The 25326-nt window shown below is 45.1% G+C and carries 19 protein-coding genes; 9 read left to right on the top strand and 10 right to left on the bottom strand.

Annotated features, from left to right (window positions below; genetic code table 11):
- Nucleotides 1-129 precede the first annotated feature (129 nt).
- Together OSCIL6407_RS0121160 and OSCIL6407_RS0121165 are read right to left on the bottom strand one after the other, a co-directional pair.
- Nucleotides 130-1893: an efflux RND transporter periplasmic adaptor subunit gene (locus tag OSCIL6407_RS0121160; protein ID WP_007356035.1), complete on the bottom strand. Its 1764-nt coding sequence runs from the start codon at nucleotides 1891-1893 to the stop codon at nucleotides 130-132.
- A gap of 375 nt (nucleotides 1894-2268) precedes the next feature.
- Nucleotides 2269-2868, bottom strand: a complete 600-nt coding sequence (locus tag OSCIL6407_RS0121165; RefSeq protein ID WP_007356037.1) for a PadR family transcriptional regulator — start codon at nucleotides 2866-2868, stop codon at nucleotides 2269-2271.
- A 314-nt stretch (nucleotides 2869-3182) separates the two neighbouring features.
- Here OSCIL6407_RS0121165 and OSCIL6407_RS0121170 point away from each other — a divergent pair, with 314 nt between their 5' ends.
- Nucleotides 3183-3638, top strand: coding sequence for a hypothetical protein (locus tag OSCIL6407_RS0121170; RefSeq protein ID WP_007356038.1), 456 nt, complete (start codon nucleotides 3183-3185; stop codon nucleotides 3636-3638).
- 342 nt (nucleotides 3639-3980) lie between these two features.
- Here the strand turns inward: OSCIL6407_RS0121170 and OSCIL6407_RS0121175 are convergent, their stop codons facing one another.
- Together OSCIL6407_RS0121175 and OSCIL6407_RS0121180 are read right to left on the bottom strand one after the other, a co-directional pair.
- Nucleotides 3981-4226, bottom strand: coding sequence for a hypothetical protein (locus OSCIL6407_RS0121175; protein ID WP_019487641.1), 246 nt, complete (start codon nucleotides 4224-4226; stop codon nucleotides 3981-3983).
- Between the two features lie 75 nt (nucleotides 4227-4301).
- Entirely contained in the window at nucleotides 4302-5177 is an 876-nt protein-coding gene (locus OSCIL6407_RS0121180) for a GIY-YIG nuclease family protein (RefSeq protein ID WP_007356040.1), read from the bottom strand.
- Nucleotides 5178-5471: 294 nt separating this feature from the next.
- On the opposite strand from OSCIL6407_RS0121180, the gene OSCIL6407_RS0121185 reads away from it, so the two are divergent.
- Nucleotides 5472-5729, top strand: a complete 258-nt coding sequence (locus OSCIL6407_RS0121185) for a helix-turn-helix domain-containing protein (protein ID WP_019487642.1) — start codon at nucleotides 5472-5474, stop codon at nucleotides 5727-5729.
- A 3-nt stretch (nucleotides 5730-5732) separates the two neighbouring features.
- Entirely contained in the window at nucleotides 5733-9605 is a 3873-nt protein-coding gene (locus OSCIL6407_RS0121190; RefSeq protein ID WP_007356041.1) for an ATP-binding protein, read from the top strand.
- Between the two features lie 278 nt (nucleotides 9606-9883).
- On the opposite strand, the gene metK is transcribed toward OSCIL6407_RS0121190, so the two are convergent.
- Complete coding sequence (gene metK, locus OSCIL6407_RS0121195; RefSeq protein ID WP_007356042.1) at nucleotides 9884-11143, bottom strand: methionine adenosyltransferase; 1260 nt, start codon at nucleotides 11141-11143, stop codon at nucleotides 9884-9886.
- 487 nt (nucleotides 11144-11630) lie between these two features.
- Here metK and OSCIL6407_RS0121205 point away from each other — a divergent pair, with 487 nt between their 5' ends.
- The 4 genes from OSCIL6407_RS0121205 to OSCIL6407_RS0121220 all read left to right on the top strand — a co-directional run bounded on the left by OSCIL6407_RS0121205 (nucleotide 11631) and on the right by OSCIL6407_RS0121220 (nucleotide 17550).
- A complete protein-coding gene (locus OSCIL6407_RS0121205) occupies nucleotides 11631-13157 on the top strand; it encodes an efflux RND transporter periplasmic adaptor subunit (protein WP_007356043.1) in 1527 nt (508 codons plus the stop codon).
- Nucleotides 13158-13228: 71 nt separating this feature from the next.
- Complete coding sequence (locus OSCIL6407_RS0121210; RefSeq protein WP_026103807.1) at nucleotides 13229-14404, top strand: ABC transporter permease; 1176 nt, start codon at nucleotides 13229-13231, stop codon at nucleotides 14402-14404.
- A 253-nt stretch (nucleotides 14405-14657) separates the two neighbouring features.
- Nucleotides 14658-16550, top strand: a complete 1893-nt coding sequence (locus tag OSCIL6407_RS0121215; protein WP_007356046.1) for a TolC family protein — start codon at nucleotides 14658-14660, stop codon at nucleotides 16548-16550.
- 40 nt (nucleotides 16551-16590) lie between these two features.
- Nucleotides 16591-17550: an RluA family pseudouridine synthase gene (locus tag OSCIL6407_RS0121220; RefSeq protein ID WP_007356047.1), complete on the top strand. Its 960-nt coding sequence runs from the start codon at nucleotides 16591-16593 to the stop codon at nucleotides 17548-17550.
- 118 nt (nucleotides 17551-17668) lie between these two features.
- Here OSCIL6407_RS0121220 and OSCIL6407_RS0121225 read toward each other — a convergent pair whose 3' ends face one another.
- The 5 genes from OSCIL6407_RS0121225 to OSCIL6407_RS0121245 all read right to left on the bottom strand — a co-directional run bounded on the left by OSCIL6407_RS0121225 (nucleotide 17669) and on the right by OSCIL6407_RS0121245 (nucleotide 22264).
- Nucleotides 17669-18058, bottom strand: coding sequence for a hypothetical protein (locus OSCIL6407_RS0121225; RefSeq protein ID WP_019487647.1), 390 nt, complete (start codon nucleotides 18056-18058; stop codon nucleotides 17669-17671).
- Nucleotides 18037-18447, bottom strand: coding sequence for a HEPN domain-containing protein (locus OSCIL6407_RS0121230; RefSeq protein WP_007356049.1), 411 nt, complete (start codon nucleotides 18445-18447; stop codon nucleotides 18037-18039). The genes OSCIL6407_RS0121225 and OSCIL6407_RS0121230 overlap by 22 nt, the downstream gene beginning before the upstream one ends.
- 143 nt (nucleotides 18448-18590) lie before the next feature.
- Nucleotides 18591-20843, bottom strand: coding sequence for a transglycosylase domain-containing protein (locus OSCIL6407_RS0121235; protein ID WP_007356050.1), 2253 nt, complete (start codon nucleotides 20841-20843; stop codon nucleotides 18591-18593).
- 319 nt (nucleotides 20844-21162) lie between these two features.
- Nucleotides 21163-21666, bottom strand: coding sequence for a signal peptidase II (gene lspA, locus OSCIL6407_RS0121240; protein WP_007356051.1), 504 nt, complete (start codon nucleotides 21664-21666; stop codon nucleotides 21163-21165).
- Nucleotides 21667-21682: 16 nt separating this feature from the next.
- Entirely contained in the window at nucleotides 21683-22264 is a 582-nt protein-coding gene (locus OSCIL6407_RS0121245) for a biotin transporter BioY (RefSeq protein ID WP_007356052.1), read from the bottom strand.
- 754 nt (nucleotides 22265-23018) lie between these two features.
- Between OSCIL6407_RS0121245 and pstS the strand changes: the two genes are divergently transcribed.
- The gene (gene pstS / locus OSCIL6407_RS0121250) at nucleotides 23019-24185 is read left to right on the top strand and encodes a phosphate ABC transporter substrate-binding protein PstS (RefSeq protein WP_007356054.1); all 1167 of its coding nucleotides are present in this window, start codon (nucleotides 23019-23021) and stop codon (nucleotides 24183-24185) included.
- A gap of 170 nt (nucleotides 24186-24355) precedes the next feature.
- Nucleotides 24356-25312 carry a phosphate ABC transporter permease subunit PstC gene (gene pstC, locus OSCIL6407_RS0121255; RefSeq protein WP_007356055.1) on the top strand — a complete coding sequence of 319 codons (957 nt, stop codon included), beginning with the start codon at nucleotides 24356-24358 and terminating at the stop codon, nucleotides 25310-25312.
- Nucleotides 25313-25326 lie beyond the last annotated feature (14 nt).

Below are 25326 nucleotides of genomic sequence, written 5' to 3' on the forward strand. Positions count from 1 at the left end.
CAGGCTAATGGCTAATGGCTAATTACCCATCTCCCCTATCTTCCCTATCTTCCCCATCTTCCCCATCTTCCCCATCTCCCCTCTCTTCCTCTTTCCCTAATCCCTAGCCCCTAGCCCCTAGTCCCTTCTTCAATTTTTTCCTTCCCCTTCGCCTGCCTCTTGAGCCATAATCGGAGCGCCGTCAGTTAGGTTGAGGATACCTGCAACAACAATTTTTTCCCCAGGTTGTAGCCCTTCGATAACTTGGTAATTATTACCATCAATAGTTCCTAATTTCACTGGCTTTTGCCGCGCTATTAAAGGAGGCATTCCAGGTTTTTGTTGTTCGGGCTTTTGAGCGGCAAAGACAAAAGTTTGCCCGCCTAAGCGAGTGACTGCTGTTACTGGAACTAAAAGACCAGGATTCTGTTGCCAGATAACTTTGGCTTTCACGAATTGCTGATTGAGCAGTTCGCCGCTGGGGTTGGCAAAGGTGGCTTTAGCTAAAATTGTCTGGGAATTAGCGCTGACATTCGGGGAGATAAAACTGATTTGCCCTTTGGCGATCGCTTTGCCTTGAGCATCCAGCATTTCTACTGGCAACCCTAAGCGTAATTGAGGCATCCGTTCCAAAGGAATTGATAACCGCAAGTCGAGCAATTGATTCTCAGTCACAGCGGTGAGTACGTCCCCTTTTTGCAAGTAATAGCCGACTTTCACGGGTACGTCGCCGATGACTCCCGCGAAGGGTGCGGTGAGCGCAGTTTCTTGCAGTTGTACCTCAAAACCACGCACTTGAGCGGCAGCCTCGGCAACTTGCGCTTCAGCTTGATCGAGTTGTTCTTGGCGAGTGCCGTTGGCTAACTCTGCTAATCTGCTCTTGGCTTGTGCGACTTCTGCTTCAGCTCTGGCGATTTCCTCTGGGCGCGAACCGTTTTGCAGTTGGCGCAAAGCTTCTCGCTGCTGCCGCAAGGCTCCTGTCCGCCGCTCGATCTCCGCTTGCCTGTTCTTTTGCCGCTGCTCAAAGCGCCTCTGGGCTTCTCGGAGGTTGGCTTTGGCGCTACGGTCTTTTTGGATGTATTCCTGAAGGGTGTTCGCTGACGCTGCACCTTCTTGCGCCAATGCTTGATATCTGACGAGTTGCTGGCTGGCTAGTTCTGCCTCGGCTTTGCTTGCCTCTATTTGTGCTCTGGCTTGGGCGATGTCTTCTAGGAGACTGCCGCTTTGAGCATCGGCGAGGTCGGCTTCGGCTTGGCTAACGCGGGCTTGACCTTGACCAACTTCTTCCGGGCGAGATCCCGATCGCAGTTGGGCGAGGTTGGCTTGGGCTTGAGCGACTTGGGCTTGAGCTTGGGCGATTTCTTCTGGTCTTGTGCCTGCTTGCAGTTCGGCTAAGCGCGATTGAGCGCGGATTAGGTTGGCTTGGGATTGTCTCAAGTCAGCTTGGGCGCTGTCGCTTTTGATGCGGGCGATCGCTTGTCCTTGTTCTACGAAGTCGCCGGATTTGACAAATATTTCTGTAACTAGCCCATCGATTTCTGGTTTGATTTCAACTGAGCGTTTTGCTTCTAAGCTGCTGACAAATTCAGAGCTATCTTGAACCGATCTCGTTTCCACCGATGCCAGTTTGACTGGTATGCCTTGAGGTTGGGTTGCTGCTGCTTGTTGTGGGCGAGCGTGACTGGATTGCCACCAGTGCCAGCCGCCGAAACCTGCGCCTAGTGCGATCGCGATCGTGGCGATTAGGGGCCAGCGCGATCGCGGTTTGCTAGGGCGGGGGCGATCGGCAATCGGGGGAAAATCTTCCGGTTGATAGCTATCTGTATCGGTTGGGTGAATTTCCGATGTATCGGCTGTTGGAGACTGTTGATCTTCAGTATCAACGACGGATTCAGGGGATTTAGAATAAGTCATTTACAACACCAGTTAGGTTTTTTACATTGGACTTACCCACTTTTGGCTGATTAAACCTCTGGGACAAGTCCTTTAACTCTTTAGTCCACGCGGGCGGACTTTATTCGTTTGCCAGCGATTTCCATCGCCTCATGTTTTTGTATTGCAATCAGGTGTCATCTTTCGATCCCCCTAACCTCTCTTAAAAAGAGAGGATTTTTGAAACTCCTTGAAAAGGAGAAATCTGGAAAGCCCTTACCAACAGAATTGAGAATTTGTTTGGTTTTAGTCCCGAAACATCTAGCGGGGCTGTGGTTATGATTACTTGTAGGAAAGTTTTTTGTTATCTCTCAAAAGTTAGGATGTCTGGGGAAGATTACACATCCTTCTTCTGACTCACCCGATTGGGTGAGTGCGAGCTTTTTCCTTTTTCCAAGACGGATTTAGAGCCGTTGGTGAGTCTCGCACTCCGACGCTCGCGCTTTGTTCTTTGGCTACTTGCTCGGTTAACCAGTCTATCTCTAACGCTAGCAATGACTTGCAGCGATCGCGAGAGGCGAATTGATAGTCGTCGGTTAGGGGATATTCGCTCTTGAGGCTGTCGATGTAGTCCTGTCGCAGGTAACAGACTCGTAAGCGGTGTTCCAACAATTTCAGGCGTTCTGCGGGTTCTAAGTCGCCAAAAAAGAAGAATTTGATTTGGAACCGGGAACCGCTGTTAACCCAGCTTTCTTGAGGGTGTTCGAGCATTTTCTGCCGCCAGAGTTCGCGTCCAGAGGGAGTAATGCCGTAAATTTTTCGCGGACATCCAGCGTCTCCGGCTTCTTCGGCAATGGTCACAATCTGGCCTCGCTCTTCCAAACGCTTCAGGAGTGGGTAAATCGCTCCGTAGTTGACGCTGATGCAACTGCTCATAAACAACTCCAGTTGTTGCTTTAGCCGATAGCCATGCTGGGGCTGCCGCTGTAGCAGACCCAGGGCTGATAATTCAAGCATTTATATCAAGTTGATATTATAGTCTGGATTATATACTAAGGAGTTGACAAGCGCAAGTATAGTAATTTGTTCTCAGTGGCAGCAGGCGAGGTGGTGGCGATCGCCCAATACGGTTCAGTTAAGGCTATGTAGTGCTTAAAACAATAAATACAGGAGGATTCATAGTGAGGGTGGAAACACAGAGGTTAGTGGTTAGGCAGTTTTACGAAAAAAACTATGTGAACTTATTTGAGACAATCTGCTTTGGGAGATGCGAGGGATTCGCTCCAACCTTTGAGAGAGTTGCAAGCGTTTGCTTAGGAAAGCTAAGTCCTTTGGAAGTAGAAATCGAGAGAATAAACCAGAATGTTCCTCGCTCTGTTTCTGATGCTTTCGCTCGCCACCTCTGGTATTCTCAATGGAATTTTGCCGATCTATTTCTAGTAAAAGTTTTTATTGATGAAGAAAGCTTTTTTTTCTTATTTCATATAGGAATCAGTGATGATGCTTGGGATAACGATACTAGCTTGGTTGAGGTTTTTGCCGAACAAGGTGAGTTTGTCGGTGCAACACATTTTAGCTACAACGAGTCCGTAAAGTGGATCGAGAAACAATTTACTCACGAAGACTGTAGAAACGGTAAAACAGGCGATCCTCCTCCTCCTTGGGCTGGAGACGATCCTAATGGTGTGTACTATAATGAACCTCTATGGACGGAAGATATGCTGATACAAGAGGGTGCGGAGATTGAGGAGGAAGGGACAGTTGTTCGCTACGTTGGGTGTTGGTAAATTAACTCGGAAAATCTTGTGTTAATTGTATCCTTCAAGTTAATGCGATCGCCCGATCTTGTAGGTTGGGTTGAAGGATGAAACCCGACACTCATAACTGCTTCTCCACCTCAACTCTGTGCGATCGCCCAATCGAGTCATGTTTGGTTTCACATTCCCGGCTGATTCACAAGTAAGGACGTGACAAGCTTAATCCAACCTACAGCGAGGGGCGATCGCACTTGAAGATATAGGGAACAATTCAGCCTATTCTCCAGAAACCGCCTAATATACGGCAATACGGTTCAGTTAAGAACAATCTGACTTCTAAAAGATGCCTGTATTTCCCATAAAATTGTGAAATTAAATTCGTTGGAGAGCGTTAACTGAACCGTATTGCTCTATAGTATCTACCATTGCTTTTGTAAGTATTTCTTTAATCTCAGGAAATTTTGAACAAGCTTCATTCATAATATCCCAATATTGACTAAGTTTATTCTCAAGACTTGTGGAGGTTAGAAGACTTGACTTTTCAAAATCATCAGGCTCCTGCTTGGCAGGTGCTTTACTTGGGAAAACCCATTGTTTTACCCATTGAATGTAATCCATTTCAAAACTCCTGTTTTTTGAATACTAATTAACAATCAGTGGCAAAAATAAGCAAAGCATATTAAACGATATTTTTTACCAAATCAACTCTTTATTAAGGCTGAAACTAGCAGATAATGGTTGTAACTTTTCAGCAACGACTAAAAGATAATCTTTGGTTCTGTTATCTAGGCTTGTGCTGATTTTTGGCAAATATGAAGTTAGCAATGTAGGCTCAGAAAGCCCTTTAAGTGTCACGCCTGCTATCTCATAATCTAATAAATATGGATAAATATATTGAAAAAATGGATCGGCCAAATTGCAATCGAATAGCTCCACAAACTCAAAAACAACTTGTCTGGCATCAAAAAAATAACAAGTTCCTAAGATTTGTTGTTCTGGAGTGATGTAAAAATGTTTTTTTGTACGGTGACAAGAGCTTTTCCATAACAATTCTCCCATATTTTGCCTACACAAAACTAAAATGTGTAACTGGTGGTCTTCATATACACCAGCAACCAAACCCCGAAATAAATCTGAGGGCTCTCTGGGAATCGTTTGTCCATTACGCGACCAGTATATTACTGAAGGAAAAAGAGGCTGGCTGGCAAGCTTAAGCAATCGTTGCAACTCAGAAAACCTGGGACTGGTTTTGGGCAAATATTTCTTAACTTTGCCATCATTCAGTAAGGGATTAAATTGCTTGATATATTTACACTCTAACTCGTTCAATTCAGAAACGGAAGCTAGAATATATTTAATAATTATTTTATCCAATCCTTTTCTAGCAAATTGCTTGTAGCGGTGATGGCTTTTTCCTGCCCAGCGTTTGCGTAAGTTCTTGGCTTGACCAATATAGAATAATTGTTCGCGTTCACCAACTACAAAATAAATTCCTGGGAGGTCAGGAAGCCGATCGCGAAGGCGTAGGGTTAACTGCCCAGATAAAGGCTCTAAACTAAGTGGATTCATAATTGCATTATCTTTTGAGCTATTATCTCACTTGATACTGCATCACTGCATTAATCTGCAACAAGTTGTAATACCTCAGCAATAAAGCGATCGCAATTTTCTTGAGCCGATCGCATCAAGTTTCCAATCAAGCCATCTGTAGCATCACAATCCGACTTTTCTGATGTCCAGAAAAAAATTTATTCCTTCTCAAAATCTCCTCTTCAAGATAGAGACAGACGGTATGTCACTTGTCCTATTTTTAGTCTGTGCTAAACGTTCGTAACGCCGATAACGGCAGGAGATGTCCTAGCAATGTCGTTAACGATACCGTTGGAAATTGCCGCTGTAATCCGTGAGCTTCGGCAGCAACTCGGTCTTTCCCAGGAAAAGTTGGCTGCCAAACTAGGAGTTTCGTTCCGCACCGTCAATCGCTGGGAGAACGGGCGTGCAGTCCCTTCCGCTTTGGCCTTGAAACAGATTGAGGAGTTGCTACACCAGATGAGCGATTCGTCAAAAGCGACAGTACGCAAACTTGGCAAGGAACTGTTAGCCCAGTATTTTGAAGAATAAGGAGTGGGGACGGTGGTTGAGGACGTGGCGGTAGTCGTTAAAAACCTGTTCGCAGGTGGTGGAGAGATGGGATCGCTCATGCGCTCCTATGATTGGTCGAAAACGCCCTTGGGCCCTGTGGAACAATGGCCTCAAAGCTTGCGATCGGCATTAAGCATTTGTCTCAACTCCCGATTTCCCATTGCTATTTACTGGGGATCGGACTGCTTGCTACTCTACAACGATGCTTGGCGACCGATCGTTGGTGATAAGCACCCTTGGTCTCTGGGCCGTCCCGGACGCGAAGTCTGGCCGGAAATCTGGAGCGAGATTGGGCCAGAATTTGAGAGCGTTTTCAGAACGGGTGAGGGCATCTTTCATCACGACGAACTTTTGGCGATGCACCGTTTCGGATATACCGAAGAGTGCTTCTTCGACTATACATTCAACCCCATTCAAGGCGAGGGTGGCGAAATTGACGGCATTTTGAACATCGTCAGTGAGACGACATACCGGGTTTTAAACGATCGCCGCGCCCGACTTCTGCGAGAAGTAGCATCCAAAACCGGCACCGCCAAGACTACCGAGGAGGCGTGCAAGTTGATGGCAGAGGCTCTCAGGTCAGATCCTGCTGACATTCCGTTTTCGCTCCTCTATCTAATTGACCTAGAAGGAAGGTACGCTCATCTATCTAGCGGTACTCAGTTTGGATGGGATGAGCATATAGCTCCCGCGATGGTAGACCTCAATGCAGGGGATGACCCGAATGGTTGGCCTATTGCCCGCAGCGTTCGTACTGCCCAGCCACAACCGATCGATAATTTGGTGACGCGCTTCGGGAAACTGCCTGGTAGTCCTTGGCCTGAGCCACCGCAGGAAGCAATGGTATTACCGATTGCCGTAACGGGACAAGCCAAAATATTGGGGGTACTTGTCGCTGTGGCGAGTCCGCGCCGCAGACTCGACGATCGCTACCGCGACTTCTTCGCTCAGATTACCGGACAGATCGCCACCGCGATCGCTAACGCCCGTTCCTACGAAGAAGAGCGACGGCGGGCAGAACAGCTTGCCGAACTAGATCGGGCCAAGACTGTGTTTTTCTCCAACGTGAGTCATGAATTCCGCACGCCCCTAACCTTAATGCTCGGCCCAGTTGAGGAAGCCTTACAAGCAACCCAGGATGCCCAGCAGCGCGATCGCCTAGAACTGATCCATCGCAACGCCTTGCGCCTCCAGAAGCTCGTCAACACCCTGTTAGATTTCTCCCGCATTGAAGCCGGACGGATTGAAGCGGTATATCAGCCAACCGACTTGGCAATGTTAACAACAGACCTGGCAGGGGTTTTTGAATCTGCGATCGCGCGGGCAGGGCTGCATTTGCGGGTAGATTGTCCCCCACTACCAGAACCCACTTATGTAGATCGGGAGATGTGGGAAAAGATAGTGTTGAATCTGCTCTCTAACGCCTTCAAATATACCTTTGAAGGAGAGATTGCCGTTATTCTGCGCTCCCGTAACGAGCAGATTGAACTGGAAGTGCGAGACACAGGTATTGGCATTCCAGCAGAGGAACTACCTCAGATATTTGAGCGGTTTCATCGAGTGCAGGGGGCAAGAGGACGAACTTACGAAGGGTCAGGGATTGGTCTGTCATTAGTTCAAGAACTCGTGCGCTTGCATGACGGCACAATTAGCGCGAGCAGCATCGTTGACCAGGGAACGAGTTTCATCGTATCGATTCCTACTGGATGCGATCGCTCGGTAGGCGATCGCATTAATGCCACTCGGACTCTGACATCAACCGCAACCGGAGCCACGCCCTATGTGGAAGAAGTATTGCGCTGGCTTCCCGAACCGGATTTGGGGGGGGAGACTTTAGATGCGCGATCTGCAAATTCTGACTCAGGATTAGAAACGACTAAAATTGGGTTCCAAGCTGACAGTTTGCAAGCTCAAAATCCCAAATCCAAAATTGTTTTGGCAGATGACAACGCCGATATGCGTAACTATGTGAAGCGTCTGTTAAGTCAGCAGTACGAAGTAGAGGCAGTAAAGGATGGGGCGGCTGCATTAGCCGCTATTCGTGGGCAACTCCCCGATCTCGTGCTCACGGATGTAATGATGCCGGAAGTGGATGGATTTGAGTTACTGCGGGAGTTGAGGGCAAATCCTCAGACAAAGGAATTGCCTATTATCCTACTTTCCGCTCGCGCGGGGGAAGAGTCTCGGATTGAAGGACTAGAAGCGGGAGCCGATGACTACTTGATTAAACCCTTCTCTGCTCGCGAACTATTGGCACGGGTAGAGGCGAATCTAAAAATGGCTCAGTTGCGACAGGAGGCAACTCGGCGAGAGCAAGCACAGCGACGAGTTGCAGAAAAAGCCAAAGAGCAATTGGAGTCGGTTTTATCCACTATCAGCGATCAGTTTTTAGTTTTAGATCGGGAGTGGCGTTATCTCTACGTCAACGATCGCGTGATGGAAACGGTGGGACTCGAAAGGGAAGCTTTGCTGGGAAGAAGTGTTTGGGAGGTGTTCCCAGACGTGGTGGGCACTGAGTTCGATCGGCAAATACAGCAGGCGATCGCACAACAAATTCCAGCTCATTTTGAATACTACTACTCCACCTGGAACCGCTGGTTTGAAAATCACGCCTATCCCTCACCAGAGGGAATAACAATTTTCATTACTGAGATTACCGATCGCAAACGCGCTGAACAGGAACGGGAACACCTGCTTGCCCGCGAACAAGCCGCACGGGCGGAGGCTGAGCGGGCAAACCGGGTCAAAGATGAGTTTCTGGCGATTGTCTCTCACGAACTGCGATCGCCCCTGAATCCCATATTAGGTTGGTCAACACTGCTTCAAACTCAAAAGCTGAACCCAGCTAAGACTGCTCAAGCTTTGAACGCGATCGCGCGGAATGCCAGATTGCAAGCTGAACTGATTGAAGACTTGCTCGATCTTTCCCGGATTTTGAGAGGCAAACTTAGCCTTAATGTTTTTCCCACCGATTTAGCATCAACTATTCAATCGGCAATGGAAACGGTACGCTTGGCGGCGGAAGCCAAGTCGATTCAAATTCACACCATGTTTGAACCAGACATAGGGTTAGTTTTAGGTGACTCCAGCCGATTACAGCAAGTAATGTGGAATCTGCTTTCTAACGCGATTAAGTTCACACCCGAAGGAGGATTAGTTGACATTCAATTAGAGCGATGTGGAGCTCAAGCTCAGATTATTGTCAGCGATACGGGTAAGGGTATTGACCCGGATTTCCTGCCTTATATTTTTGAATACTTCCGCCAAGAGAATAGCGCTACGACCCGCAAATTTGGGGGATTGGGGCTGGGGTTGGCGATCGTTCATCACTTGGTTGAGTTGCATGGCGGTACTGTCGAAGCAGAGAGTCTAGGAGAAGGACAGGGAGCCACCTTTACTGTCAAGTTGCCACTGATGCAAAGCTCACCTGAAATCAACGAGGATAGCAAACAGTCTGAACCAGCTTTGGATTTGGGTGGCATTCAGGTTTTAGTTGTGGATGATGATGACGATACGCGAGAGTTTATTGTGTTCCTGATCGAGCAGTATGGAGGGAGTGCGATCGCTGTTGCTTCTGCAAATGAGGCACTCGTTACTTTAACCCAATTCCAGCCCGATGTGTTGCTCAGCGATATCGGGATGCCAGAGGTAGACGGCTATATGCTGATACAACAAGTGAGAGCCACCCCACCAGCACAGGGCGGTCAAATTCCGGCGATCGCTCTGACTGCTTATGCGGGAGAAATTGACTATCAGCACGCAATGTCAGTCGGCTTTCAAAGGCATATTCCCAAGCCAGTAGAGCCAACCAAACTGGTTGAGGTTATCCTCAGTTTAGTTATAGAACCCATTTAATATCTTTTCGCGATCGCCCACGACAGGCGATCGGTTCGCGCTACGGGCGATCGGCATTCAATTACCCAGGGCTGTTTCATTCTCGGTAGGGGCGGTGCCGATTGGCTGCCCGCCCAGAGTCTGAAACCCTCATTTGACGGTTGGTGATGGGGTAGGCACGGGGGCACTACCCCTACAAAATAGCGGTTTTTCCGAGAATGAAACAGCCCTGCCTAGCCCCTAGCCCCTAGCCCCTAGTTATAACGCGCTGGGCGGGAAATACCCGCCCAATCATCTCACTAACCAGCCACTGCCGAAACCTGACTCAAAGCTTCCTTCAAGAGCACCGCCTTATCAGTTTGCTCCCAAGGTAAATCTAAATCGGTACGGCCCAAATGACCATAAGCTGCCACATCTTGATAGAAACGGCCGCCACGTTCAGCAGCAATCCTCTGCAAATTAAACGCTTGGATAATTCCCGCCGGACGCAGTTCAAAAAGCTTTTTCACCGCCTCCAACAAGCGATCGTCATCCACCGTACCAGTGCCAAAAGTTTCAATCATCATGCTCACAGGACGAGCCACCCCGATCGCATAACTCAACTGCACTTCACACTTAGAGGCCAACCCAGCCGCGACAATATTCTTCGCCACATAACGAGCCGCATAAGCCGCACTCCGGTCTACTTTGGTGGGGTCTTTTCCTGAAAAAGCGCCACCACCATGACGGGAATAGCCGCCGTAGGTATCCACAATAATTTTGCGTCCCGTCAGTCCAGAATCTCCCTGGGGCCCACCCACCACAAATTTGCCAGTAGGGTTAACCAGCAAGCGAGTATTGGCATCAGGCTTAACGCTAATATCTGCAAACACTGGCTGCACCACTACAGCCCAAAGGTCTTCCTTAATTTTCGCTTGCACGGCCGCAGGGTCAACAATGTCTGCGATCGCAGCCGTGTGTTGCGTAGAAATCAAAATCGTATCAATTCCCACCGGCTTGCCGTCTTCATAAGCCACAGTAACTTGGCTTTTGCCATCCGGCCGCAGGTAGGACAACTGACCAGTTTTCCGCACCGCAGCCAATTGGCGGCAAATCCGGTGCGCTAAACTAATCGGCAAAGGCATCAGTTCCGGCGTTTCATTGCAGGCGAAGCCAAACATCAAACCTTGGTCGCCGGCACCGATCGCATCTAATTCCTCTTCGCTAGCTTCCTCCCGACTTTCGTGGGCCGTGTTCACACCCTGGGCAATATCGGGAGATTGGGTATCTAGGGCCACTAGCACCGAACAGCTATTAGCCGAAAAACCATTGTCGGCATCGACATAGCCAATATCAGCGATTTTCTTGCGGGCCAATTCTATGTAATTTACTTGGGCTTTGGTCGTAATTTCGCCCGTAATCAGCACTAAGCCTGTGTTGACGACAACTTCGGCAGCAACGCGGCTTTTAGGGTCTTCGGTCAATAAGGCATCTAAGATGGTATCTGAAATTTGATCGCAGATTTTATCGGGATGGCCTTCGGTAACAGATTCAGAAGTAAACAGGTAGCGGCGAGACAAGAATAGTTCCTCCTTTGATGAGGGCTAGTTTGAGCAGGCTATTGAACTTAGTTTCAACGTGAATTTACCTTGAAACTCCCCAGTCTGAGGGCACGGGTATCCTTGAGGATAACCTTTTTGGGATAAAACCGCAAAAAGCTTAATTCTCAAAAATTGGATTGGATTTTCTGCTGATATTCACACTACCATTGACATTGGTATTAATCAGACAGCCCTAAAGACGCAGTAACAGTTACAGGTGGTTCCTGAAAACCTGAATACTTAGATAGTGCCACTCTTCGATCCCACTTTCGCACCGCGTCTGACAAAAGTAGAATATTAGTTTTTGGAGAAAGGCAAAACAGAGCGTTCGATTTCAGGTATTCAGGATTTACGCAGCGATCGGGAAAATTTATGGTTTGAGATTGCTTCCCTTGGTTGGCAATGACAGAAAATCGTAGCGATCGCGTAAGTCTAGATATTTACAGTTGGCAGGAGGGAATTGACAGTGAAGTATAAGGAAAAAAATAGCTTCAAAACTGGAGTCAAATGGCTACTGTGGTCTAGTTTTCTGACTCTAGGTATTGGCGGCGGATTATTCGCCTACGGCTTATATCAAAATCGACCTCCCGAACCTGTAGAAGTGCGCTTGCTCCCCGTCAAAATTGGCAATATTGAAGATACTATTAACGAAAGTGGTACTATTGAATTTGGCAATCAACAAACTCTAAAATCCCCTCTTGACGTTACCGTTGATGAAGTGTTAGTACAAATAGGGCAAAGCGTTACATCTGGTCAAAGCTTGATCGCGCTTCGCAATCCCGCAAGAGAAACAATACTTGGCAAGCAAGAGTTAGCAATTCAGAAAGAAAAACTCACCTTAGAAAATTTACGCCAAAAACTCTTAGAAGCCCAAACAAAGCTAAGTATGGCTAAAGAAACACTTCAATATTATAGATCCGTGCGAAATGACGAATTGCTGGCTATTCAAAAACAAGAACTTACCTTAGCCAATAATCGCAAAAAAGTTATTGAAGCTGAGGAAAATTTGGCTGCGTCTGAGCGAAAACTCATCGATCTGAAAGCATTACTTGACAAGGGTTATATTGCTGAAAATGAAGTGCGATCGCAAGAAGATCAAATTCGCATTGCTAAAGCCAACCTACGAGATGCACAGTTTCAAATTAACACGGATCTACTCGAACTCAAAAGTCTGAAAATTAAGCGAAGAGACAAAGAGCAAGAACTTGAGGAAAAAGCGATCGCTGCTGAGTCAGAAGTGCGACAAGCTCAGTTAGAAGTTAGCACAAATAGCCGCAATCTCCAAACTTCTCTGCTGGATTATCGAGAAAAAGAAGAAGAGCTAAAAAACAATATTGTAACTGCACCTATTGATGGTAAGGTACTTGATATCAAGGTTAAAAATGGTGACGGAGTAGCGCGGGGAACTGAACTTTTGATATTAGGCGATCCATCACAAGAACTGGTAAAACTACAGCTTTCTACACTCAATGCTGCTAAAGTCAGACCGAATCAATCCGTCCGCATCAGCATTATCGGCCCCAATTCTAAGCAATTTTTAGGAAGGGTAGAAAGCTTGTTTATTCTAGCGGGTAGCGGTGATAATAATAGTAGCAATAATCGCTCTAATCAAGGCGGTCAAGCAACAGTTCCAGCAACAGTAAGACTGGATATTCCCAGCGGTACTTTAATTCCCGGAAGTCAAGTAAATGTAGAGATAATTTTGCAGCAACGCCAGAAGGTAGTAGTTTTAGATACAGAGGTAATTGTGCGATCGGAGTCTCAGCCTTTCGTGTGGATTCGTGACAGTCAAGGTAAAGCTCAGAAACGACCAATTAAATTAGGTTTAGAAGGATTAACGCAGGTAGAAGTAGCTTCCGGTTTGCGGCCAGGTGATAGTGTTGCGCTCCCTCCTCCTGAAACTTCCTTAAAGCCAGGAACTCCTATTCAAGAAGAGAAAACAACTAAAAAGGATAAAAAGGAAGAAAAAACAGAGGGCGAAGATGAGGAATAAAATTAAATAGTATCAGCAAATTAGCGCAACTTCTTAATTACCCCAAAATAATTGTTAATTATTAATTACTTATGAGCCTTTCTCCTGTTGACCTTCTCCGCCTTACCTGCCTTTCCCTAAGCGGCAATCTTTTACGGTCTGCCTTAACTACAGTTGGAGTTTTCATGGGCGTAGCTGCTGTCAGTGCAACGCTTCAAGTTGGCAACATTAGCCGCGCCGTAATTACCGATCAGTTAGCTAAACGAGAAGCGCCTCAACTTCAAATCTATGTGTGGAGTAGCTTAGGTTTAAAGTTAGAAGATATGAACTTTGTCCGCCAGCGCCTGAAAGGAGTTCAGGCGATTAGCGCCTCAAATTGGTTTGGTTTTAATGAAGGAAAAGTTATATTTCAAGATGAAGAAGCGGAACCCAGTATGACCGCTGTTTCTCAAGATCATTTACTGACATCTGGGGTAAAACTAATGGCAGGGCGTTTTTTTTCTCCTAACGATTTTACTAACTATCGACCTGTTGTAGTAATTGATGAAGTGCTGGCAACAAAACTTTTTAAAGGTGGTATGAAATCTGTAGGTCAACGCATTTATGCTGACCGTAGACCTTACATTGTTGTTGGCGTAATAGAGAGCAAGCAAGGCATTTCTGGCGAACCAAAAGGTGAAATGTTGGTATCAATGTCGCTTTACAAAGCGATGACAGGTAGCCAGAGGATTCAGTCAATTTCGGTGCGACCTTACAATCTTAAAGATATTAAAGAGATGGAAAAGCAGGCAAAAAAGGTTTTAAAGCAGCGCTTTCCAGAAGGAGATGTTTATGTTTGGAATAATGTTAGAAAAATTTTGGAGCAGCAAGAAACTCTGGAACTTGCTTCACGGGGATTGTTGGCAGTGGGGGTAATTTCGCTGCTGGTGGGAGGAGTTGGCATTGCTAATATTACCATCGCCGCTGTGACAGAACGTACCCCAGAAATTGGTTTGAGGCGGGCAATTGGTGCTACTCAACATGATATAATGTTACAGTTTATTTTAGAAGCAGTTATTCTCAGCTTAGTTGGGGGAATTGCTGCTATTGTAATGGTACATGGGTTGACAACCGTTGTTGCTGATGTTTTTAAGTTACCTTATAAATTTGATAGCAATACAGCAGCTTTGGCTTTAGGATCTGCATTAGCAGTGGGTGTAGGAGCTGGATTTCTCCCAGCTCTACGAGCTAGTCAACTCGATCCTGTGAAAGCACTACGTCAAGGGTAGCTATCTGCATAAAATCACCATAAAATTACTTGCTCGATCGAGTAATTGCAGCTAATTAAACATAAAATACACAGGACTTAGGCACGTCGAGGCTAGAAACCGGGTTTCTTCCTGGAAACCTCGTTGATAACCTTTGATTTTTCTAAGAAACCCGGTTTCTTTGAGTAAGTCCTGATACAGACGATCGCAAAGCTCAATTATAAGCATTATACCTTTTATCTTTTACCTTCCTTCTTTCTTCACTTGATTTAGCATGACTGAGCAGCAGGACAAAGATGATCTCCAAAAGAACGATTCCCCTCCTCGCTACGAGATTCCTTGGATATTTCGTTTGAGTCTAATTATGCTTGTAACTTGTGGGGTATTGGGGATACTTGCTGTTGCTTTTAAGTCTAGTTCAACAGTTAAAAGTGATGTTAGCTCTAAATCTGGGAGCGTGCCTAAATTCTTGCCACTTCCCACGACAAAATCTTCTCCATCTATCCAAAATATACCGCCAAATCAGACAATAATCAAACCCCAAAATCAGAGAGAAAGGGTAACGGTAAATCAGGGAACAGCGATCGCTCAATCTCAAGGCGAAAATCCCACAAGTAAAATCAAACAGCCATCAATTCCTAATTCCCAATCCCCAAGTCCAGATTCCCAAGTCTTAACAACTTCTACTATCACTCAAAACTCTCCAGTTCAACCCGAATCAATAGTAATTTCTGAAGTCATACCAAGTCCAGAAAAAACAGCAGAGCCAACACCTGAAAACAGCCCAAGACCAACTATTCAACAGCAATCAATAGAAGATGAACCAGGAGTTGAGCTGACACTATCGGAAGTGGTATTTTTAGGTTTAGAAAACAATAGAGACATCAAAAATCAATACCTAGAACGTATAGCACAAAAACAAGATTTAGCCGTAGCAGAAGGTCAATTTGTACCTATTTTTACACCGCAAGTATCAGTGTCAGCACTTCGTTTGAGAAGTGGCGAAAGTGCTGCTACTGGCGAAGTTGATTTATCAGCAAAGGTTTCTGTTAAAATTCCTAGTGGAGGAGAGATCGGCTTTTCATGGGCGGCTCAAAGACAAAGGCAAGATGCGAATGGTTTTAGCATTAATAGCGATGGCTCCTTGAGCCAAAATTTACAACTAAGTTTCAATCAACCTCTTTTAAGAGGAGCAGGAGTTGCTGTTAATAGAGCACCTATTGAGATTGCTCGCCTTAGTGAAAAAATCAATATTTTAACTTTAAGATCGACGCTAATTGATACAATTACCTTGGCAATCTTATCCTATAGAGAGCTAATTAAAGCTCAAGAACAAGTTAAAATTTCGCAAAGTTCTCTGCAAATTGCTCGTCAGCAATTAGAGATTAATCAAGCTTTAATTGAGGCAGGAAGACTAGCAAAAGTTGAAATCTTTACAAGTGAAAAAGCTGTATTAGCTAGTGAAGAGCAATTGAAGAGAGCAAGATTAGCACTGCTCCAAATTCTAGACTTAGATCGCAATCTGAATATTATTGCATTAGAAGTTGCTCCCCAGGAAGAAAAGCCTCTAGATTTTAATAATATTATAAAATTAGCTCTGTCAAATAGTCCTGATTATTTACGGGCACAACTTAACCGGGAGATCGCTAAATATAGTTTATTGGTAGCGGAAAATAATCGAAAATGGAATTTGGGCGTGAATGCAAGTTATAATAATAATGCTAGTAATTTTTCAGACAGCAACTCTGATGTGAGGGCGGGTTTGGTTTTGACTCATGAATTTGGAAATAGGAGAATAGAGCAAGAGTTTCAGCGCAGTCGTGTTAACCTATTGAAAGCTGAAAATGATTTAAAGGAGCGAAATCAAAAGCTAGAAGTAGATGTAAGAAATGCAATTAGAGATGTAAATTTGAATCTGAGACAAGTGGAACTAGCACAGAGGTCAAGGGAGTTAGCGGAGCGGCAATTAGAAATAGAGCAAGATAAAAGAAGATTGGGGGTGGGTAGTTCTCGGAGTATTGATATTGTGACTTTTCAGAATGCTTTAATAGATGCTAGAAATGCGGAACTTAATGCTAGAATTAACTATCTAAATGCTTTGACAAATCTTGATAGAATAATAGGTACTACTTTGGAAACTTGGCAGGTTATGATTGAAAATAAATGATTTTGTTGGTTTTTACTTGTTAGTTGTTATTGGATTGAATATGAAAAGTGAATCGTCAATTTTTATCCAAGTTGAAGATATTGGAAAGCCTACAGAATCAAAACTTAGCCAGCGTTTAGACCTTTGGCTTTCCAATGAGTTACCAGATTTATCGCGATCGCGCATCCAAAACCTGATACTACAAGGCAATGTTACAGTCAACGATCTCATCTGTAAATCCAAAAAAGAAAATGTAAAAAATGGCGATCGCATTCACATCGCTATTCCTGACGCTGAACCCTTAGATTTGAAGCCAGAAGCTATTCCTCTAGATATTCTCTACGAAGACGAATCCCTAATTATCATTAACAAACCTGCTGGTTTAGTCGTTCATCCCGCCGCTGGACATCCAGGGGGAACCTTAGTAAATGCGCTTTTGGCTCATTGTCCCTTAGCAGAAATTGGGGGAGTTTTACGGCCGGGAATTGTGCATAGATTAGATAAAGATACCAGTGGGGCGATTGTAGTTGCAAAAACTGATTTTGCTCACCAACATTTACAAGCTCAATTAAAGGCTAAAACTGCCAGACGCGAATATTTAGGTGTTGTTTATGGCACACTAAAAACCGAAAATGGTACAATAGATTTACCCATTGGACGACATTCTGTAGACCGCAAAAAAATGGCTGTAGTCACTATAGAAAAAGGCGGTCGTTCTGCTGTTACTCACTGGCAAATTCAAGAAAGATTGGGTAATTATACGTTGATACACTTCCAGTTAGAAACTGGTCGTACTCATCAAATTCGCGTACACGCGGCCCAAATAGGGCATCCTATTGTTGGCGATCCAGTTTACAGTTCAAATCATGATATTGGTGTAAATTTGACAGGACAAGCACTACACGCATGGCGATTAAAGTTACAGCATCCAGTTTCGGGTGAATTGATAGAAGCGATCGCACCTTTACCCGCTCAATTTAATACTCTTTTAGAGGTTTTGCGGCGGCGTGCGGGAGTATAGTGGTATTGGTGATATGTAGCAAAAATGTCCAGGCGATTAAAATCGCGACTACACAAACAAAGTCCGCCTACGCGGACTAATGAGGTTGATGAGCTTTTGCAAGAGGTTTATAGTAAACTTACTTGATTTGATAAATGTAAGCATCTTCAATCCACCTCCCATTAACCATATTATTAGTTAATCGTTTCCCTGATAAGTTTAAATTCGACTGTTGTTGTAATTGACGTAAGCCTTTAATTAATTCATCCTTTGGACTTACTGCTACAATCCCTGTCCAGTCGATTTTTAAGTCTGGTTTAACTTGGCGAAAGACTGACAGAATTTCCTCGTAAGTTTTCAGAGAGCCTTTGCGATCGTGCAGAGGTGAGGTGAGCATCAGCCGCCATGTTTCCGGTTCTAGCGCGTATATCCAGAGAGCAGAATCAACTGATAGATCTGCTGCATTGAGAGCGTCTATTAGTCTTTGACCTTCTTCTATCTCTTGACTTACCAATGTTGCTGTACCCATTGTAAAACTCCGTGATTGGGGTCAGTAATTGCTGAGTAAATATCGAGGGCTTTTTGTCGGTTATGTTTTTGGTAACGGCTTTCTTCTGACCAATCTTTGACCTCTAACCATCGAGATGAAAAATTTGGATCGTTTAGGGCAGACTTTAATTGTGTATCAAGTTTAGCAACTTTAACGAGCTTTTCTAAATCGTGGGTGTAACTATCAATAACATTTTTCTTGTCGGGAAAATCAAATTTATGAGTTTGTTTGGCAATGCAAGCCTTTAGGGTACATTCAATGACATAACCGCTGAGATAGTAAGCGCCAGAGTATTGACGATTGTTGAGCAGCACTTCTACTTCTTTAAGCCGAGTTAGTGCTAGGTTCTTTAAATCTCGCCTATTCAAAAGTTTAGCATACCTCCATAAAAACTATGAATATATTTTAGCGAGGGTTGGGTAACGCTGGTAACGCTAGTGCTTCACCTAACGTACATTTTACTTCTTAGTAATGTGTTGGGTTTCGCTGCCATCGCGTCTCAACCTGTATTTTACCTCACAACTTTCTCCATATAATCTCCCCACAATTGTGCCGCATTAGCGCTACCTCCAGCAGTGGGAGTATTATCATCATTACCTAACCAAACTCCTGTCACTAATTCTTGACTGGGAATATAACCAATAAACCATAAATCAACATTATCATTAGTAGTTCCAGTCTTTCCCGCCTCTCCTAATCCTAAAAAAGCACTTCTTCCCGTCCCTCCTTCCACCGCACCTTGTAATAATCCAGTCATCGTATCGGCGACTTGAGCCGATAGCACTTCCTGATTACGCGCCGGATCGTTTTGATATTCATAAATCACGCGACAACTATCAACATTATCCTGCTCTTTACAATCGCTACTATCAATAATTCGCTTAATGGCATGGGGACGATTGGCGATGCCGCGATTAGCTAAAACCCCAAAAGCACCAGTCATTTCTAATACATTTACTTCACTTTGTCCTAATACTAAGCCCGGTACAGAATTGAGTTTAGACTTAATACCCAAACGCCTAGCCATTTGCACTACATTATCTAAACCTACATCCTGAGCAACCCTTAAAGCGATCGCATTTTCAGACTGGGCTAAACCCCGATACATATCGGTACTGCCACCACTGCGTTCGCAACCATTAAAAGTTTGACCTCCCCAACTTAGTGGCGCACAAGAATAAACCTTGCTAGGGGATATTCCTTGTTCAATTGCCGCCGTATAAGTAAAGATTTTAAACGTCGATCCTGGTTGTCTTAGGGCTTGCGTAGCTCGATTAAATTGACTTTGTAAATAATCTACGCCGCCAGCCAAGGCTAAAATTTCCCCTGTGCTAGAGTTAAGAGTAACGACTGCACCTTGAGAAAATCCCGCTGCGGCTCCTGAATTATTCACGCTATCTCGGAGGGAATTTTCAGCAGCTTTTTGGATGGTGGGATTTAAACCTGTTTCGACAATAAAATTGCCTTCTCTGGCTAACTGTTCCCCTAATAAAAACTCCAATTCGCTAAAAATATAACTGTAGAAATAAGGCGCGATCGTACTTTGGAGAAATTCTCGCGCCTTCGGGTTAATTTCAATGCGCGATCGCCTCGCCCGATCCGCTTCATCCTGGGAAATCATTCCCATTGCCCGCATCCTTTCCAACACGCGATCGCGATACTCCACCGCCAATTGATAATTCTGAATCGGATTAAAACTATTCGGCGCAGGCAAAATCCCCACCAGCGTCGCCGCCTCTGACAAGCTTAAGTCCTTCGCCGACTTACCAAAATAAAATCGAGCCGCATCCTCAAACCCGTAAAGGTCAATACCCAAAAACACGCGGTTTAAATAAGTCTTTAGCAGCTCATTTTTACTGTAAAATGTCTCCATTTTCAGTGCGACTACGGCTTCCCGTAATTTGCGGCCGGCGGAATCTTGAGTGCCTACATAATCTCGAAATAAACTCCTAGCTAATTGCTGCGTGATCGTACTCGCACCTTCGCGAATCGTACCACCCCGGACATTTGTCAATACAGCTCGTAAAATCCCTAACGGATCGACACCCAAATGCCAGTAATAGCGCGAATCTTCAGAGGCAATTACTGCTTTTGGCAAATAAGGCGAAAAGTCTCGTAATCGCTTTAATTCTAAGTGAGCGCTGTTATTCGGCGGCCGCAGGGGTGTTTGTCCATCGCGGGCGTAGACGATTACAGGCCCGGTGACAGTCCTTGGCATTGGTCTAACATTGAATTTTGTCCACTCGATACCTACCAATGTCGCCGCGATCGCAGTTAGTCCCGTAAAGCCATAAAAACCGTAGCGGAAAGCTTTGACGTACCACGCAGGCGGGTTTACGTACTGAATTGTCACGGCGGCGGCTAATTCTGGCGGCCCCAAGGTGAAGATATCGCCGTGACGGAGGGAAATGCTTTTAATTCGGCGTTTACCGCGATAGATACCATTGGTGGAGTCTTCATCTCGGAGCACGAAGGGCGATCGCTTCACAGAGTCCCGCGACAAAGAGAGGTGAACCTGACTGACTACGGGATTGCGAATCACAATATCGCAGGATTTGGAAGATCTGCCCAATAAGTAGCGATCGCCTAATAACGGAAATTTTTCCGGATCGGGTGCGCCCGCATCCTGAACCCAGAGCTCAGGTACTTTAGCATTAGGTTTAAGCGCCAACTGCTTAAAATTAACATTGGCGATCGTCTGGACTACTTGGGTAATCGCACCCAAGATGGTTTGAGGTTTCCGAGGCGGCTGGGGTGGTGTCATGAATTTAGCTATCAGCTTTGAGCATATCAGCTATCGCTTATTCTACTCACAACTCCAAGAAGGCTGGAGAGCATTCCTGAGAGGCTAAGTCAGGACTTACGCACTCTCTACCATTTTCTGTCATTGCGAGTGAAACCAAGCAATCTCAAACCCAAGTTTTTTCTACCCTATCCTTAAATCCTGACTCTTAAAAGCGGACTGAGGACTGAGGACAATTGATTTAGGATACACCAAGATTCTTTTTCGGCAAGTCTATACCCAATGCGATCGCATCAAAATAGTTTTCGCTCAGTTATCCCTGCTTTCTTTGCTTCCAGTTTCATTCCGACTCCTGTTGAGAATTGTTTCTTGGCGGCGGCGAATTTCTGAAAATTGCAATCAGCAAGCAAATAATCCCTGCATTGATAAATACATCCGCCAAATTGAATACCGGGAACCGAATCAGCCGAAAATCCAGAAAATCCACCACTGCACCTGAGATAAAGCGATCGATCCCATTGCCAAGCGCTCCCCCTAAAATCAACCCGTAGCCAACCTGTTCCCAGCGATTTAGCCTCGGCCCAAACCAAGCTAATACCATTAAACCTATACTCACTGCTAAAGAAAGCCAGCGTAACCAATTTACACCACCGTTGCTAAATAAACTAAAAGCAGCGCCAGTATTAGTAACGTAAGTAAAATGAAATACTCCCGGCCACAAAGGCAGTGTTTCAGGGGGGACTTTCAGCTCGAAAGTTTGCACGACCCAAAACTTACTCAGGTGATCTAAAATTAGGCTAATCGGAGCAGCAACCCAGAACAGGGGATTTTTCTTAAAAGGCATGAAATAGTTAGTTAAATCAATAAAACATGACGCATCTTAGAAAAAATGCTAACACTGTAACAGCACAAACTAATGCTAATTGGCCGGGCAGAGGATAAACCGAGTATTTCAGAATCGCTGGCATTAGCGGCAAGGTTTTTATAGTTGTCAATTGCAGGAAGTGCGCCGCAACCAGATAACTTAAACCTATAGCATGAACGCTTAATAAACCGCACAAACAACTAAAAGCAAGAGATTCTAATCGTGGTGGCATTTTAAACGCAAACCTACCGCATAGCCATGCACCAGGGATAAAACCTAGCAAATAACCAAAAGTTGGCTCTTGGAGATAACCAAAACCGCCGCCTTGAGAAAAGACTGGCAATAAGGTTAAGCCTAACGCTAAATAGGCGATTTGAGAAAGGGCAGCAGCGGTTTTACCTCCCAGACAACCCACCAGTAAGACGGCTCCAATCTGATAGGTAACTCCAAGCGATCGCGGCTCTAGTCCATGCTCCCAAATTAAGGCGGGATTGGCGACGAAGGCTTCTAAAAAAGTGCCGCCAATAGTAAGGAGCAAACCGACAACGGCCCAGAGTAATTCAATGGGAGCAGGCATTACAAGTTTTGAGTTTTGAGTTTTGAGTTTTGAGTTAAATTCATGATTTACAACTCACAACTTATCGCCGATCGTTCCCCGAATTGGTGCTTAGCCGCCAGCTCATCCCAGGGATTTTAACATGGCGCTGTCTCGCTCTAGGGGTTGGCCCAGGGTGGTGAGGTATTGACAGATTAGCATAGTTCAGAAAAATCTAGTCAAATATAGGAGTTATGTATTACTTACATAACGCCGCTTTCCAAGCGCGGTGATTCGATCGCTAGATGGGGGCCTTACCTAGAGCGTAAGTTGTGGAGATTTGGTTGAATGCGATCGCTCACCAATTTCCCCTATCTAGGATTTATTTGAGTCAAATTTTTAGCGATCGCTAAATTAGAACAACTCGATCGTAGTGCTTCTCCCGCTCTTGTTCCTGATTAAAACCAACCCAAATTTGTTCGATAAATAATAATTCTAGACGAAGCTTGACTTTGTTAACATAATCTGAATAACAACTTCAGAACCCCCGCAAATAGGATCTTCACCACCTCAAAAACCTAGACTTTCCGGTGTCTGCACCGCATTCCCCATTAAATACACTTATTTTACGTAAATTAGTGATATGATGTATTTATACACCTCTCGGTTATCAAATCACAGATAGATAAATACTTTAAAATACTTTCTAAAAATCACCGTTTCTTAACCTTCTCTTTACTTCTAGGCGATATCCTCTTATGGGATATCCTTTACAAAGGCTCAAGCTTTTATAATCATGCTTTTTCGCATCAATCTCATCAATCCCAACCGTTTGGGTGCATCAATTTCCGCTTTAGCTTTGACAGTAGGCCTAGCTGCTTGCGGCACCAGCACCAATACTGCTACAACTGACAGCACCTCTCCGACTGCTGCTCCCGTTGCTGCTTCTACCAACGCTGCTAACACCAAACTCGCTCTCGCTAGCGACGTAAGTTTAACGGGTGCTGGCGCGTCATTTCCCGCACCGCTTTACCAGCGCTGGTTCCAAGATTTCAACACCGCTAATCCCAAATTACAGATCAACTATCAGTCAGTGGGTAGTGGCGCAGGCGTAGAGCAGTTTACCAAAGGTACTGTAGACTTTGGAGCTAGCGACACCGCGATGAAGGATGAAGAAATCGCCAAAGTACCAGCAGATAAAGGCGTACTCTTGCTGCCGATGTCAGCAGGCAGTATCGTAATTGCTTACAACCTGCCAGACGTAGCCGAACTGAAATTGCCTAGAGATGTTTATGTAGATATCTTTTTGGGTAAGATTACCAAATGGAACGACCCCAAAATTGCCGCCGCTAACCCTGGTGCTAAGCTCCCAGACCAAAATATCACAGTTGTACACCGTTCTGACGGCAGCGGTACGACAGACGTATTCACAAAACACCTCAGCGCCATTAGTCCAGAATGGAAAGAAAAAGTAGGGGAAGGCAAGACAGTAGAGTGGCCTTCTGCTGGTAATGTTGGTGGCAAGGGCAATGAAGGTGTCACTGCTTCTATTCAACAAACCGTTGGCGCGATCGGCTACATTGAATACGGCTATGCCAAGAGTAACAATGTTAAGTTTGCTGCCTTGCAAAATAAAGCAGGCAACTTTATTGTTTACAACGACGAAGCAGGAGCAAAAACCCTGTCAGCAGTGACACTACCTGAGAATCTGCGGGCGTTTATTCCCGATCCAGAAGGGGCTGACTCCTATCCTATTGTTAGCTACACTTGGATGCTAATTCCTAAGAAAATTACCGATCCTAACAAAGCGAAATCCATAGAAGCCATGATCGAATACGGCTTAAATGAAGGTCAAAAAGTAAGTGCGGAATTAGGCTATGTTCCTCTCCCCCAAAATGTTAGAGAGAAAGTAGCAGCCGCCGCTGACGGAATTAGTGCCGATTACAAGATCGAAGTCAAATAGGTAATGGCTAATGGCTAATTGCTAATGGCTAATGACTAATGACACAATTAGTAGGTTGCATCAGGGGTTCAATTCCTAACATTCTTGCAATTAGCAATTAGCAATTAGCAATTAGCAATTAGCAATTAGCAATTAGCAAATTAAGTCTAAAAAATCATCTTTCTGCTTTTATGATTCAACAAGCTAACAACGGCGGTATAGGCGATCGCTCTCGCTCTCAGGCAGAAAAATCACTGGATAACGCCTTTATCTGGCTAACCCGCATCTTGGGAATGGGAATTGCCGTCATCTTGCTAATCATCGCCATCACAGTTGCGATTAGAGCTTTACCCGCGATCGGGAAATACGGCTTAGGATTTCTGTTTTCCAGTAGCTGGAACCCCGTTAAAGATGAGTATGGGGCGCTACCCATGATTTACGGAACGATCGTCAGCTCTGCGATCGCGCTATTTTTAGCAGTACCATTAGGTGTAGGAACTGCTATTTTCCTAAGCGAGGATTTTCTGCCCCTCCCAATACGCACAACGCTGGTTTTTTTGGTAGAGCTTTTAGCCGCTATCCCCAGCGTCGTCTACGGCTTGTGGGGGATTTATGTTTTAATTCCTCTGATTAAGCCTGTAGGACAATTCCTAAATGGCAGTTTCGGCTGGCTACCATTTTTTAGCACTCCTCCAGTTGGCCCTGGAATGCTACCTGCGGGAATAGTTTTGGCAATTATGACTTTGCCAATTATTACAGCAATTTCTCGCGATTCTCTAGCTAGCCTTCCTCCTGAATTGCGTCAGGCATCTCTGGGTTTGGGAGCCAGCCGGTGGACTACCATTTTTAGAGTGTTAGTACCCGCTGCTTTCTCTGGAATTGTCGGCGGAATTATGCTAGGGCTCGGTCGCGCGATGGGAGAAACAATGGCTGCTACGCTGTTAATTGGAAATTCCAATCAGTTAAGCCTTTCTCTCCTAGCTCCTGGTAATACTATTGCCTCTTTGCTAGCGAATCAATTTGCTGAAGCCTCTGGCTTGCAAGTAGCAGCTTTAATGTACGCAGGGTTAATTCTATTTGCTTTAACGCTGATAGTTAATATCCTTGCTGAGTTGATTGTCTCTCGCGTCAGAGCGAAGTACAACTAGAAGTCTGGCAGATC

Source organism: Kamptonema formosum PCC 6407 (assembly GCF_000332155.1).
Taxonomy (GTDB): domain Bacteria; phylum Cyanobacteriota; class Cyanobacteriia; order Cyanobacteriales; family Microcoleaceae; genus Kamptonema; species Kamptonema formosum.

Coding starts and splice junctions, on each gene's coding strand:
- OSCIL6407_RS0121160 (WP_007356035.1), bottom strand. CDS start 1,893: ATGACTTATTCTAAATCCCCTGAATCCGTCGTTGATACTGAAGATCAA.
- OSCIL6407_RS0121175 (WP_019487641.1), bottom strand. CDS start 4,226: ATGGATTACATTCAATGGGTAAAACAATGGGTTTTCCCAAGTAAAGCA.
- OSCIL6407_RS0121235 (WP_007356050.1), bottom strand. CDS start 20,843: ATGACACCACCCCAGCCGCCTCGGAAACCTCAAACCATCTTGGGTGCG.
- pstS (WP_007356054.1), top strand. CDS start 23,019: ATGCTTTTTCGCATCAATCTCATCAATCCCAACCGTTTGGGTGCATCA.
- lspA (WP_007356051.1), bottom strand. CDS start 21,666: ATGCCTTTTAAGAAAAATCCCCTGTTCTGGGTTGCTGCTCCGATTAGC.
- OSCIL6407_RS0121180 (WP_007356040.1), bottom strand. CDS start 5,177: ATGAATCCACTTAGTTTAGAGCCTTTATCTGGGCAGTTAACCCTACGC.
- OSCIL6407_RS0121165 (WP_007356037.1), bottom strand. CDS start 2,868: ATGCTTGAATTATCAGCCCTGGGTCTGCTACAGCGGCAGCCCCAGCAT.
- OSCIL6407_RS0121185 (WP_019487642.1), top strand. CDS start 5,472: ATGTCGTTAACGATACCGTTGGAAATTGCCGCTGTAATCCGTGAGCTT.
- OSCIL6407_RS0121245 (WP_007356052.1), bottom strand. CDS start 22,264: ATGCCTGCTCCCATTGAATTACTCTGGGCCGTTGTCGGTTTGCTCCTT.
- OSCIL6407_RS0121215 (WP_007356046.1), top strand. CDS start 14,658: ATGACTGAGCAGCAGGACAAAGATGATCTCCAAAAGAACGATTCCCCT.
- OSCIL6407_RS0121210 (WP_026103807.1), top strand. CDS start 13,229: ATGAGCCTTTCTCCTGTTGACCTTCTCCGCCTTACCTGCCTTTCCCTA.
- OSCIL6407_RS0121225 (WP_019487647.1), bottom strand. CDS start 18,058: ATGGGTACAGCAACATTGGTAAGTCAAGAGATAGAAGAAGGTCAAAGA.
- pstC (WP_007356055.1), top strand. CDS start 24,356: ATGATTCAACAAGCTAACAACGGCGGTATAGGCGATCGCTCTCGCTCT.
- OSCIL6407_RS0121220 (WP_007356047.1), top strand. CDS start 16,591: ATGAAAAGTGAATCGTCAATTTTTATCCAAGTTGAAGATATTGGAAAG.